The 13,252-nt window shown below is 62.0% G+C and carries 8 protein-coding genes and 1 pseudogene; 6 read left to right on the top strand and 3 right to left on the bottom strand.

Annotated elements, in window-relative coordinates:
* Positions 1-5 precede the first annotated feature (5 nt).
* The gene (locus ASC63_RS14465; protein ID WP_235492348.1) at positions 6-674 is read left to right on the top strand and encodes a response regulator transcription factor; all 669 of its coding nucleotides are present in this window, start codon (positions 6-8) and stop codon (positions 672-674) included.
* A complete protein-coding gene (locus ASC63_RS14460; protein ID WP_235492347.1) occupies positions 671-1,888 on the top strand; it encodes a sensor histidine kinase in 1,218 nt (405 codons plus the stop codon). Before ASC63_RS14465 ends, ASC63_RS14460 begins: the two co-directional genes overlap by 4 nt.
* Positions 1,889-2,377: 489 nt before the next feature.
* Here the strand turns inward: ASC63_RS14460 and ASC63_RS14455 are convergent, their stop codons facing one another.
* A complete protein-coding gene (locus tag ASC63_RS14455) occupies positions 2,378-3,439 on the bottom strand; it encodes a hypothetical protein (protein ID WP_055815899.1) in 1,062 nt (353 codons plus the stop codon).
* A gap of 86 nt (positions 3,440-3,525) precedes the next feature.
* Between ASC63_RS14455 and ASC63_RS14450 the strand changes: the two genes are divergently transcribed.
* Positions 3,526-3,750: a hypothetical protein gene (locus tag ASC63_RS14450; RefSeq protein ID WP_055815896.1), complete on the top strand. Its 225-nt coding sequence runs from the start codon at positions 3,526-3,528 to the stop codon at positions 3,748-3,750.
* 14 nt (positions 3,751-3,764) lie between these two features.
* On the opposite strand, the pseudogene ASC63_RS16145 reads toward ASC63_RS14450, so the two are convergent.
* Together ASC63_RS16145 and ASC63_RS14445 are read right to left on the bottom strand one after the other, a co-directional pair.
* Positions 3,765-3,955, bottom strand: a pseudogene (locus ASC63_RS16145) (IS3 family transposase); the annotation flags it as partial.
* 80 nt (positions 3,956-4,035) lie between these two features.
* Positions 4,036-5,118 carry a hypothetical protein gene (locus tag ASC63_RS14445; RefSeq protein WP_055815893.1) on the bottom strand — a complete coding sequence of 361 codons (1,083 nt, stop codon included), beginning with the start codon at positions 5,116-5,118 and terminating at the stop codon, positions 4,036-4,038.
* Between the two features lie 178 nt (positions 5,119-5,296).
* On the opposite strand from ASC63_RS14445, the gene ASC63_RS14440 reads away from it, so the two are divergent.
* The 3 genes from ASC63_RS14440 (at position 5,297) to ASC63_RS14430 (ending at position 13,151) form a co-directional block, all read left to right on the top strand.
* Positions 5,297-5,602 (top strand): hypothetical protein, encoded by a 306-nt coding sequence (locus ASC63_RS14440; protein WP_055815890.1) that lies wholly within the window; start codon positions 5,297-5,299, stop codon positions 5,600-5,602.
* 2 nt (positions 5,603-5,604) lie between these two features.
* A complete protein-coding gene (locus tag ASC63_RS14435; protein ID WP_200936942.1) occupies positions 5,605-7,635 on the top strand; it encodes a hypothetical protein in 2,031 nt (676 codons plus the stop codon).
* 833 nt (positions 7,636-8,468) lie between these two features.
* Complete coding sequence (locus ASC63_RS14430; protein ID WP_055815884.1) at positions 8,469-13,151, top strand: family 78 glycoside hydrolase catalytic domain; 4,683 nt, start codon at positions 8,469-8,471, stop codon at positions 13,149-13,151.
* Positions 13,152-13,252 lie beyond the last annotated feature (101 nt).

Genomic DNA, 13,252 nt, shown 5'->3' with positions numbered 1-13,252 from the left:
CGACTGTGAAGGAGAAGCCCCGGGTTCTGGTAGCCGAAGACGACTCTCGCCTCGCCGCGATGCTCACTGAGCTTCTCGAATCCGAAGGATATGAGGTGCTCGTTGCTCCGGACGGCCAACGTGCACTGCACCTGAGCCTCACCCAACCGTTCGATGTTTTCGTGCTCGATCGCGGACTCCCCGTGATGGACGGGCTGGATGTCCTCCGGCGCCTGAGACAGGGCGGCCTGACGGTGCCCGTGCTTGTGCTCTCGGCGCTCGGAAACCCGGCGGACCGGGTCGAGGGACTCGATGGTGGCGCCGAGGATTACCTGACGAAACCCTTCGACGTGGACGAACTGCTCGCCCGGCTGCGCGTGCTTCGGCGACGAGGCACATCCACCCTGCCGTCGATCCGCTTCACCGGCGGTCTGTTCGAGGCGGATAACCGTACGGTCGTCCTCGATAGCGGTGCACGCATCGTCCTCTCCGAGCGTGAATCCGCTCTCCTCGAACAACTCGCGCGTCGGCCCACCCAAGTGTTTTCGCGGGGCATGTTACTGGATTCGGTGTTCGCGGATGCCGACGATCCCGGTGTCGTCGACACCTACGTGCACCATCTGCGCAAGAAGTTCAGCAAGAGCCTGATCGAGACTGTCCGCGGCCTCGGCTACCGGATGGGGTCACTATCGTGACATCCAGCGACGACCGGGAGATCCGTTCGGCGGCGCGACGGCTTGCCACCCAGTTCGCGGTGATCATCCTTGTTCTGTTCGCTCTGCTCGGCGTGGTTATGTACGTGGTGGTGGCGGCGGGTCAGGCGGAGACGGCAAAACGAACCCTCGCTGACGCATCCATGGTCGATTCGTCACACGACGCGCCGCGTAACCTGCTCATCACAGTCGTATCCGAGCAGGGGAGAGACAGCTCACCCAACATGCCCGATGGACTACCCGACGAAGCCGCCCTCGCGCGCGTGGCGGCTGGCGGGGCATCCGAAGAGGAGACGATCGAGGCCGGCGGGCAGAGCTACCTCACGCAGACCGATGAGCGGCGCGGCAAGGTCGTTCAGATCTCCTACGGGCTCCGTGAGCAACATGAGGAGCTGACCCGGCTGCTTGTGGCCCTCATCGTCTCGGGCATAATCGCGGCCGTCGCCGCTGCGGTGGTCGCCGTCTTTATCGCGCGACGGGCGATGCGGCCGCTTGCTGACGCCCTCGCATTGCAGCGACGATTCGTGGCCGACGCCAGCCACGAATTGCGCACCCCGCTGACTCTTCTCAGCATGCGGGCGCAGTTGCTTCGCCGCCGCATCCGTGACACAGCGACCCCGATCCCCGCTGCCGTGAGCACCGGCGTGGATGAACTCGTCGACGACAGCAAAGCTCTGACCGAGATCGTTGAAGACCTTCTCACGGCGGCAGATCCACGACAGGAGACGGCAACCGAACACGTCGATCTCGGTCGCATCGCAGCTGCTGTGATCGCCTCAGCGCAGGTGCGTGCGCAGCAGCGCGGCGTGGCGATTGAGTCGACATCGACGGGAGGTGTCGTCCTTCCCGGTGCTGAAGTGTCACTACGACGAATGATCGTCGCGCTCGTCGACAACGCCATCGATCACGCTCAGGCTCGCGTGCTCGTCGAGACCTTCCATGACCGGAAAGAAGTCGTAGTGCAGGTGAGCGACGACGGTGCCGGCTTCGCAGTGGACTCCGAGACGCGTGTCTTCGAACGATTCGCAACTTCCCGCGCCCAGCTATCGGAATCCGCCGAGGTCCGACACTACGGACTCGGACTCGCGCTCGTCGCAGAAGTCGCTACCCGGCACCGGGGCTCGGTGAAAGCAACGAACGACGGCCTCGGCGGTGGTGGATGCGTCACAGTGCGACTACCTACGGAGTCGCACTGAAGTTGCCGACAAAGAAGACGCCCATTATTCAACTGGCAAACGCCGAACTGGTGAATCAAGGCCTCCAAGAGACTTAGGGCGATTCACTGTGCGCACATGCGCTCCTCGTCAACGCCGGATTCTGGTTTAAATTCGCGACAAAGAGGATTCCACACGAGGTGTCGTCGATTGAGCGGTCGATTGAGCAGATGCTGCGAAACCGCAACTGACGTATGAGTGGGTTATCGGTTCGCACACGCACTTCACGTTTCCTGGGTTCCGCACGGAGCTCCGATGGGGAGGCGGAGATTCTCGGCTTTCCGAGCCAAGCCGGTCGTCGGCGTTATAGCGGGCTCGCGGATCGCGCTCGCTTGAGTGACGTCGATTTCTCACTCCGCAGAAGGTTATTTCTGCACAGGAAACCAATCGATGGGCAGGGCGGAACGTTTTACATGGGCGCAGCGCTGCGCTTCCATCAGGCTCACGCGGCTCAGCCGTATAACGCGATGACTACCGACCTCGGAGGTAGTCCTCGTCCGGTTCCCAGTCGATGAATGGGTCGTCAATCTCTTCCCACTCTTCATCGAGTTCAGTTGGGATAGCCGCAGGCGTGAACTCTTCCGCTTCCAGATGCAGGCCGCAGACCGGACACCGAAACATCGAAGCGAACGGGTAGAGCGCCCGACTCCAGCCGGAGCGGGCATAGGACCCGCCGCGCGTCTCCTGCCATCCCCCTTCCGATTCACCTTCTTCGATTAGGTAAGTCGCAACCCCAAGCCGGGCGCAGGCGGGACAGGTCTGCTCGACGTCCTTGTGCCGGACAAGTGACATAAGCGGGAGGCTCCGAGCCTCCAGCATCGCTTGAGTCCGTTCTTGTTCCTCGGCGTTCATTCCGTTCAGAAGACGTTCGAGTTGGGCACGGGCGTAGACGAGTTTGGCTTGGAAACGGCGTGCGACTGCGGTGCTGTTCTCGTCTTTCAGCACCTGGATAGTCGGCATCAGGTCTGGGGGCCAGAAGTCGGCCTCCTGCTTGGCCTCCAAAGGGTGGAGGGACTCAACGATAATGATGAGCGCTCTGGTCGCGTCTTCGAGGTAAGCCTTGTCCACGAGCGCCATGTGCGCAGCGGAGTTCCGGACTCCCATGACCATGCTCACAAGGGAGGGAGGATTGCCCTTACCCCGCGACCCTGCGTGAGGTGCGAACTTCGGGTTGAGCTTTTGCAGCAGTCCCCAGATCATGCTTGAGTCAGTTGTCCGCAGGGTCCTCGGATCAAGCGCCCCGGATGTGTTCGCGCGCGAGAGCATGATCTGTGACTCAACGGAGTCATGCCTCGCCAGAAGTAGCGGATCGTGAGATGCGACAACTGCGCGACCAAGGTATTCGACAGCTGCGCCTATAGAAAAGGCTGCCTCGAGCTGCTGTTGCTCATTCTCGCTGGCATATTTGTTGATCGCGGTCTGCGCGGCATCCTGAGCAGCCTTGTAGAGTCGCCGTGAGATTTGCACGTGGTGCGGATTCAACTCGGCGGTGGGCACATTGCGCGACTCAGGATTCTCGTTGATGGACGCCATGGACCCAATTCTCGCAGCGGACGAGAAGTCTCGACACAACGACTTCAGGAACACCCGTAGGGCATTCGCGAGCGAAAGAGGGGGCGATGAATCAGGAGCGCCCGAACGAAGCCGTCGCGAAGCAGATCGTCGAGCGGGTGATGGGTATCGAGCTCACGCACGCGGACACCCACGGCGGAGTCGACTACCTCTCGCTGGACGGAACCGTCGCTCTCGAGGTCACGGCTGTCACCGACGGTGAGAAGAAGGGCGCTCGTGGTGCCCTCCGCAAGTCTGAGGCGAAAGGCGCCCGGGGTCTGCTGCCCTGGTAGGTGACAGTTTCTAGTCACGCAGCCAGTGCGGCTGGCGTGTTCATGATGGCCTCGAACTCGACCGGCGTCAAACGACCAGCGCCGCTTGTCGACGCCGCGGGTGGTAGGTTCGCTCGACCCAGGTCACGATCGCAATCCGCAGTTGCTCACGGGTGGTCCAGGAGCGACGGTCGAGGACGTTTTTCTGCAGCAGGCTGAGGATGGCTCACCGCGGGGCGCAGAAGATTCCTCGGCGCAGCTTCTACTTCGACTCACGGAATGGGCGGGTACGGACCTGAGCGCCGGTCAGCCTTCAACGATTGTGCCGCTCATTTGGTTGTTGAAGTCGATCTCTAGGGACATCGAGCTTCCGTGCCGGAACAATCGGGTGTCGCGAGCGGCTGAGGTCCCGTCTGGTGGCGTTGTCACCGATTGCCGGAGCCCGAGAACCTGACCGTTCAGGAGCTGGTCGGGCCGTCGCCCGGCGGGCAGTGTGGGGTATGGCGCGATTTCGACATCGGTCCCAGCGAAGTGCTTGGCGGCGGCAACATGAAACAGCGCTCCATAGACATTCGCCATCATCCAAGCTTCAGCCAGAACTGATGGGACGTCGATCCGGAGGGTCGTCACCTCCAGCCCGAGCTTCGGCTTGCCGTTCGGGCGGCCGAGGTACGTCACTAGAGGGCGGTCGAATACGGGAATGGAGCCTTGGAACGCGCTCAGCGGAATATCTCCGCCACCATCGGGGATCGCATCTGCCGGTAGGAATTCCAGCCGTAGATCGTCTCGCCCTCTAACGGCTAGACCGTGCTTGAACTTGTTGTGGGCCGTATTAGTTGTCAGTTCCTCATCGGTGAGCAACCTGATGGCGTGATTGGCCCAGGCTAGTGCGTTCTCCACTGCGCCACGCGATGCCTCCGAGTCCTCAATCCCGGTGGCGAGAAAGAGCGGCGCGAACAGGCCTTGGTCTGTGTTCATGCGCTCGACGAGTTGTTTAGCCACGTCCAGAAGGTTGATCGGGCCATCAGCGATCGCTCGCCAAGTGCAGCGGGCGTCGCCCGTCGGTTCCACAAACACGGTCAGGGCATGAAGGAACCGGATTAGACCCTCGGCAACGTGGTGACGAAGAGCGAAGGCATCGGCGGCGACCTGGAGCCTGCGGTCTCGCTCGTCAAATTCAAGAACGCGGTTCGTGTCAGACAGGTTCAGGACCCTGAAGAACTTTTCGGCCGCCTTCGCATTGGCGTGGGCTGGCCCTTCTTCGGCGTCGAGCACCGAACTGATTCGCGAGTTGAAGTATTGAAACGGCCGCGAGGTAAAGAACTCATCGTCTAGAACCTTGGCCTGTGTCGCGGTCAGGTTCCGTCCCTCTGGCTTGATCTTCAACATCCTCTAATGATGGCCCTTCTTGAGTACGCACATTGATGGGTCGTGCCGTGCAACGATGTAGGGACGCAATCCATCGCCCAAGTCGCGATTCTCTCAGCGGGGCTTTCGCGTTCCCCAAACCCCAGCCGGTACCCCAACGGCCCTCGACGAGAGCCCGCTAGGCAGCCATGATGGGCGTATGAGCTTCTTCGACGGAGGCGCGTTGAACACGCCTGACCTCTCTGGAATCTCCGACGGCATCGTCAGGGCTGCCGCTACGCGAGACAAGCATCGGAAGAACACTGCGAAGGCGACTATGCGCACAGCGCAGGAGCTCGAGCGCGTCATACTCGCGCTGAACGCCAGCCTTGAGGTCGCTCGCAATGCCAAGGAGGACGCAGACCGTGCGCAACGCCTTAGCACTGGCATCGCGATCGCGTCGCTCGCCATCGCCGGTGCATCGATGGTGGTGGCGATCATCGCCGTGATTGTGACACTTAACTAGAGGTGCGCAGCGATGAAGTTGCTTCAGATTGCGCGACTAAGAGGGGTAGGCAAGTGAGCGAGGAGGACGAGAAGTTACGACGGGTTCGGTTCTATGGCGCGCATGACCTGGCGGCCGGCTGGCATGCCCCGCGCGTAGTCGAACTTGCCACACAATTCGATCCGAATAATGCTCCGACAAACGTCATGGGCATTCTCGAGCTTCACAACGTGCAGCAATACCTCGAACATCGATTGCTCCCGAACTCCTGCACTGAGGAAGAACGCGATCAGCTCGTGGCACGGGCTCCGCAGATTCGCAGTGCTGTTGCGCGATTCTTTACAGCGGTTGACAGTTCGAACTTCACCGCAATTGTAGCCGAGGTTGACCACGAGTTTCACGGGGATCTACTTGACCTTCTCGGTCGCAACAAGGCCTTCGAGCGTTGCTATAGCGCGACAGCCCTTCCCGCGCTGAAGGCGGCAGGTGTGCACCTCGGCGAGATGCTCGCGAGCAGGAGCGTCGTGCAGGCCTATGACACCGAAATACGGGACGAGTTGCTCACTTCACCTCGCGGTGCCGAGTACCTCGTTCACAAGTACCTGGAGAAGGACGCGCGAGGTGCGATACATCTTCCACGGAGCTTCACATCGATGGACGCCCGCAATCTGCTTGAGCGCTATATCGACGGCGAGGACGCGAACCTGAACTATGTGCGGCTGATTGCGAACGCAAATGATCATGCTCAGGCTGGCATCGACGCCAAGCTCAAGCTGCGGGCGAAGCGACGCAGCGAAGAATTGAACACGAAGATCTTCGACCAGAACGAGGGGTTCAAGACCGGTTGCGAGGTTGGCATCTCCGACGACCAGGATGAACCAGTCGCGCTCGAGGTGGACTCCTCAGATGGATCGGTCTGGCGATACACGTACAGCAGCCGCTGGCTCGAGGAGACCGCCGACAATCCGAGCATTCTCAACAACTTTCAGCACCTATTTGAATTCGCCGATCGCCAAGTGCTCCTGACGCTTCCGTCATACCCAGCGCACTTGGGTGTGATGGAACGGGTGATGGGCCTCACTGGGCATGCCGAGTACAAGGTGGGCGTCGCATTTCGAAACGTGGACACGAGTTCGCTACTTCAGACGCTCATGTATCGCCGATTCCTAGAGTCGCACGATGTTGACCTGGAGCAGGTCATCTCCTGGTTCTTCGAGACGTATCTTGTCGAGGAATTTGGAGTCTCGAACTTCTCGTTCGCTCCGTCTGGCGGCGGTACGTCGTACCTTCAGAAAGTTCGGCATCTCTTCGCTGAGATGGAAAGCGTCGCAAACCAATTCGGCCTGTTCGTCGAGAACGGTGAACTCGATCGAGATCTGCTCACCATCGGGTCGGACCAGGTTCGATACAAGGAGATACCCGGCCTCCTCGAGGGCAAGTATGTCTACTCGTCCGAAGGCCAAGAGATAGCCGGCATCCTTCACCTTCTGTTCTCCGACCAATCGAGGCTGAACTACATCGACAAGGGGCTGCGTGCTGAAAACGCAGCCGGACTCCTCCTAAAGAACCAAGTGGCCTACGGTGACTTCCACGAATACCAGAAGGCGAACGTCGACCATCTGATCCGACTCGGCGTCCTCGAGAACACCGGCAAGCGTGTCCGGTTCGCGAATGTGGAGCAGTTGCTCATCCTCGGGTCGCTGTTCAACACTCAAGCAGCGAACTACTACCACCTCTCGAAAATGGGACGCGCGGAAGTGGAGGCCATGGTCGCAAGGGGCTGGGTGACGCGCCACTCCACGCTGCTGACTGACGCGGAGGGGGACTACTTCAACTACTTCCTCAATCGCGTGGGGTTCAGCGACGGGCCGAACCTGCGCAATCGGTACCTGCACGGATCCCAGGCCGGCGCCGACGGCGAGGGGGCGCACTTCAAGACCTACCTCGTCGCACTGCGCCTGATCTTGGCGCTGGTGATCAAGATGAACGATGACCTTTGCATCTCAGCAGTTGAGAACTCAAATTCCGATGACGCCGGACAAGGAGTCGCCTGAAGCGGGACGAGCTTGTCGAACGCCCCTCGATCCTCGAGGAAGCCGAGCAGTCGCTTCACTTCGTAGCCACCGGACTCGCCTGGTTACCTGCCGGCTCCGCGGCCGGCGTGAGCATCGCCGCACCTTGGGCAGGGACCAAGATCGCTAACCCACGCCCGGACCCACCGCTCGTTCTCGATCCAGACCCCTTGACTGGTCAGGTAGCCGACTTCGGGAGGAGTTGCTTCGGCGGGACAGAACGAGGTGTCTGGGTTCTACAGCGCGTATTTCAGAGACGCGGAAGAGGGGACCCAAAGGGGGACCAGACCCATGCGATCCATGCATCGAATGACTTGAAATGAGGCCCAGAAAGCCCCTGGAGCCCCGGAGAATCGCGGATAGTGGTCTCTTCTGCCGCCTGGGAGTCCTGCGGGCTAGCGTTTAGAGCGGCCAGAAACGTCTGGGCAGAGGAAAATCGAGAGGGCGTTGGAGGAAAACGTGGTCTCGAGTGAACCCCGATCCGCGTCCTGACGGGTTTCGTAAACAGCCCACAGTGTCATGTCTCGGGACATCGTTCATAGATGTCTCGGGACATGGTTCATAAAAGCTCTTCCCTTGGGAGGAGCTTTTGTGGTTTCTGGGGTTGGTAAATCGGTGGCGAGGTTCAGCGTCAGTGACCTGCCCCGGGTTCGGTGCCGCTGTTATGCGGGGTGCGGTTGTCGACTTCCTCGACAGGCAGCTTCCCTCGCGTATCCCGGCTGGGAGCATGGAGGGGGTTGACGCACGCAGCCGAGAACGATAGCCTCTGACAAGTTTGAATCGAAACGTTTCAATTCTCGTCAAGGGGGACGACTGTGCGATTTTCGAGTATCCGAACAACACTGGGACGCGCGCTGGGGCCGGCCATCGCCGCACTTCTGGTGATCGCCTCACTCAACGGCACCGTGGCCCTCGGCCAGGTCAAGACCAGCCAAGTCAAGACCAGTGACGTTTCAGTCGGGTCGCTGACGGTGAACCATCTCGAGAAAGCACTGGGCATCCCCACGGCGCCGCCGGAATTCTCCTGGCAGCTCACGGGACCGCAGCGCGGTGTAGTACAGACGGCGCGACAGATTCAGGTCGCGACCGCTGGCCACGGATTCGACAATCCCGACGTGTGGGACAGCGGACGCGTCAAGGGCAGCGATTCGGTGAATGTGCGATACACCGGTGACGATCTTCAGGCGAAAACGAGCTACCAGTGGCGTGTTCGCGTCTGGGATGGCGCGGGAGCTCCTACCCAGTGGAGCAAACCGGGCACATTCGAGACAGCGCTCAAGTCCGACGCCACGACGGCCAAATTGTGGGGCGCGGAGTGGGTCGGCGGCCCACCCGAGGGAACTCTCGGGATCGGGTGGAGCGACTACACGCTGCGAGTACGCACCAGCAACATCACCGATGCCCTCGGGATCATCTTCTACGCCGATTCCAGCGAAGTGAAGAACACCTACATGTGGCAGCTTTCTGCGCGTGGGGCGCCCAATCTGCATCCGCTCAGCAAGGTCAACGGCAGCTGGGCGGCGCTTGGTGACGTCGCGATTGCCGACAAGGATCTGCCCGGCGGTTTCGCGGCCGAGCACGAGACCACCATCAAACTGGATGCGGGCACGGCTACCACAAGCATCGACGGGAACGTCATCGACACTCGTGCCATCCCGCTGCGATCGGCAGGCACCGTTGGATTCAGGACGGCGCAGGGGGAGTCAGGCACCGTCAACGAAGTGACGGTCACGAAGGGCGGCGAGACGCTCTTTCACACGGACTTCTCCGACGGAGTGAATCCGTTCGCGATCGGCACCGTGAGCGATGGGCACCTGAACGTCTCCGGTGTTGTCGAGACCGGCGTGTTCACGACCGTCGCCCGTTCTTCGCTTCCGCTGCTGCGCAAAGATTTCGGGGTCGACAAGCCCGTGCGCTCGGCACGGCTGTACTCCACCGCACTCGGCGTCTACCGCGCCGAGATCAATGGCAAGCGTGTGGGAAATCAGGAGCTCGCGCCCGGGTGGACCGACTACAGCCAGCTGGTGCAGTACCAGGTTTACGACGTGACCGACCTGCTGCGACAGGGCGACAACACCATCGGTGCGGAGTTGGGCGAGGGCTGGTATGCGGGCAACCTGGCCTGGATCGGACCGCACCGCTATGGAACCGACCCAGCCTTCCTCGGCAGGCTGGAGATCACCCACGACGACGGCACGACCACTGTCGTGGCCTCTGACGCGTCGTGGAAGACGACACCTGGCCCCATCATCGAGTCGGACCTTCTGATGGGTGAAACGTACGACTTCCGGCGTGCAATCGACGGCTGGAGCGAGCCCGGAAAGGCTGACGGCTGGTCTGCCGCCCACGTGTACACCCCCGTCGTCGGTGAGTTGCATGCGCAGACCGATCCGCCGGTGCGAATCACGGAAGAGCGGCCCACCGAGACCGTGACAACTCCGGCCGACGGCGTGACGATCTACGACATGGGCCAGAACATGGTCGGCTGGGTGCGGGTTCGACTGACGGGCAAGCCCGGCGACGTGGTGACGATTCGTCACGGCGAAGTTCTCAACCCCGATGGCACGCTCTACACCGCCAATCTGCGCACCGCGAAGGCGACCGAGACGGTGACCCTGGGCAAAGACGGGACCGTCGAGTACAGTCCGAGCTTCGTCTTTCACGGCTTTCGGTACGTTGAAATCACCGGCCTGAAAACCGCACCCGCGGCCAAGGATGTCACGGGAATCGTGGTGGGTACAGACAACCAGCCGATCTCCACGTTCGACACGTCCGACCCGATGCTGAACCAGTTGCAGTCGAATATCGAGTGGAGCGTGCGCGGAAACTTTCTCTCGGTCCCGACCGACACCCCCGCTCGCGACGAGCGGCTGGGGTATACCGGCGACCTCAACGCCATCGTCAACACTGCGACCTTCAACGTGGACGCGTATGCCTTCCTGACCAAATGGCTGAGGGATTTGCGGCTCCGGCAGGCCCCCAACGGGGCGCTGCCAGGCGTCGCGCCCGGTACCGAGCCGGGGGTCGGTGAAAGTGGTGTCTCGGCCGGATGGGGCGACGCGGGGGTGACCGTTCCCTATGCGCTGTGGAAGCAGTACGGCGACGCCAGTGTCATCGAGGACAACTGGAAGATGATGGTCGGTCTCGTCGGATACTGGACATCGGTTGCACCCAACGGAATCGTGCCCGACGGCCACGGCATCGGCGACTGGCTGAATGTCGACGACCCCACCTCCAACAGCCTGATCGCCACGGCCTTTTACGCCTACGATGCCCGATTGCTCAGTGAGATGGCCAGGGCCACGGGCCGCGACCAGGAAGCCGACACGTACAGCGCACTGTTCGACAGCATCCGTGCCGCCTATGTCAAGCGATTCATCGCCGCAGACGGAAAGATCGACAATGGTTCGGAGGCGGCGTATTCGATGTCAATCGGGATGGGGCTTGTTCCCCAGGACCGCCTCAGCGCGGTTGGTGACCGCTTCGTCGAGGCGATCAAGGCCAAAGGCTGGCACCTGTCCACAGGATTCCTCGGAACGCCGCACCTTCTGCCGGCGTTGTCCGCCGTCGGACGCGACGATGTGGCCTACCGGCTGCTGCTTCAAAAGGGCTATCCGTCGTGGCTGTACGAGGTCGCGATGGGCGCGACCACGACATGGGAGCGGTGGGATGCCATCCGGCCAGACGGCTCGTTCCAGGACCCCGGCATGAACTCATTCAATCACTACGCCTACGGTGCGGTGGGCGAGTGGATGTACTCCGCGATCGCCGGGATCAAGGCGACCAGCCCTGGGTACTCGACGTTCGATATCGCCCCACGACCCGGCGGCGGCCTGACCCACGCCTCCATCACCCATGACTCGCCCTATGGCACGATCCTCTCTTCGTGGAAGCAGGTGACCGATCACAGGCTCACCCTCGACGTGAAGGTTCCGGCGAACACTACCGCCCTCATCCACGTTCCCGCGGTCAGCGAACACGCTGTGAACGAGGGCGGTATCAGCGCCGCCGATGCGCCGGGCGTGAGCTTCGTGAAGATGCAGGACGGCGCCGCGGTTTACAAGGTCGGATCGGGAAGCTACGCGTTCGATTCGGACGACGTTCGCGGCCACATCGGCCTGGCGGCGGATGAAGCTGCGGCCTTCCACAGTAAGGTGGCCGACCTTGTCGAGTCGGGCGACGTGGCACGCAACGTGCGTGGCCGGCTGCTTGCGCAGGCATCCGTGCTCGCCCGCGCCGTCGATTCGAGCCGCGATCACATCGTCGCCGGCGAGGTGGGAGCCGGCCTGGATGCCGCAAGCAAGGCTCTGGCCAAGACGACGAGCCTGCGGGAGCTGCTGAAGGAGTGGGGCGCCGACGGGTCGGTTCCGAGCGCCGATGCTGCCGCGCTGATCGCGTCGCTGCAGCGGCTCGAGACCCAACTGTCGGCCACGAGTACGTTGCTGCTCGGTGTGAATGCGTCGTTGTCGTTCGCCGGCCCCGATGTGGTTCCCGGTTCCCCCGCCACCGTGAAGGCGACGATCAAGAACACCGGTGACCAGACGTTGACTGCTCCAACAGTCTCGCTCGATCTGCCCGCGGGGTGGTCTGCAAAGCCCGGTACAAGCCCGAAGACGGTGAAGCCCGGCGAGTCCGCGGTGCTGCCGCTGACGGTGACGGTCGCGGCAGACGAATCGATCGCCACTGATGTGGCTGTCGCCGGCACCGTGACCTTCCACAGGGCACAGGCGACGATCACCGTTCCGGTATCGGCGATAGTGAACGTGGTATCTCCGGTCGAGATCGTCTCGACGGTGGCCGATCCCGCGGTGCTTGAGAAGCCAGGCGGCTCCACGGCGGTGACGGTTACTCTCCGCAATCGTCGAACCGAGGCGCCGCTGACCGGCGTCGTCGAATTCACGGCGCCGGATGGCTGGAGCCTGGACCCTGCGACCGTGGCGTTCAACCTCGCTGCAGGCGCCACGGCGGGCGTCACGGCCGCGGTGACGCCGCCGTCCGACGCGAAGCTTCCAGTCGGCACTGTCAAGGTCGCAGCCGTGTATGGCGACGCCAAGACCGTGGGCGGCCGTTCCGAGGTGCGCATCACCTCGCTGATGAAGGCGTGGAACTTCGATACGGCGGGCGATACTGAGGGCTGGAAGGCGACGGGCCAACTCACGGGCTTCACGGTGGCGGACGGCGCGCTCAAGGCGACATCCACCGGGTCAGACCCGAACATGGGGTTCACCGGGCCGATGTCTCTGGACGCGTCTTCCGGGGCGGTGGTGGAGATCACCATGACAACGTCGAACACGAGCGAGGCGCAGCTCTTCTGGGGCACGGCGAATGAGCCCGGCCCCGCGGAGGCACGGAGCGCCAGGTTCACGGTTGAGTCGGGTCCATCGAAAACCTACCGGGTGACCATTCCACCGCAAAGCAGCCCGCTCGCCACTCTGCGGTTCGACCCGCTCAACTCAACGGGCGATGTTCAGATCGACAGTATCCGGGTGCTTCGCTAGAAAGGCCTGCCGCACGGATACGTGACATGTGAGAGTTCTCAAAAAGAGGTCTGCAATTCTCGCCTCAGCGTTATATCGTTGAGTATCGTTGACAAATCACG

Source organism: Leifsonia sp. Root112D2 (assembly GCF_001424905.1).
Classification (GTDB): Bacteria; Actinomycetota; Actinomycetes; order Actinomycetales; family Microbacteriaceae; genus Root112D2.
Note: the sequence above shows the minus strand (reverse complement) of the source record. Positions and strands in the feature narration are given on the sequence as shown.

Bases quoted from the DNA above. Each gene is read 5' to 3' on its own strand.
- ASC63_RS14450 (WP_055815896.1), top strand. From the start codon at position 3,526: ATGAATCAGGAGCGCCCGAACGAAGCCGTCGCGAAGCAGATCGTCGAG.
- ASC63_RS14440 (WP_055815890.1), top strand. From the start codon at position 5,297: ATGAGCTTCTTCGACGGAGGCGCGTTGAACACGCCTGACCTCTCTGGA.
- ASC63_RS14445 (WP_055815893.1), bottom strand. From the start codon at position 5,118: ATGTTGAAGATCAAGCCAGAGGGACGGAACCTGACCGCGACACAGGCC.
- ASC63_RS14455 (WP_055815899.1), bottom strand. From the start codon at position 3,439: ATGGCGTCCATCAACGAGAATCCTGAGTCGCGCAATGTGCCCACCGCC.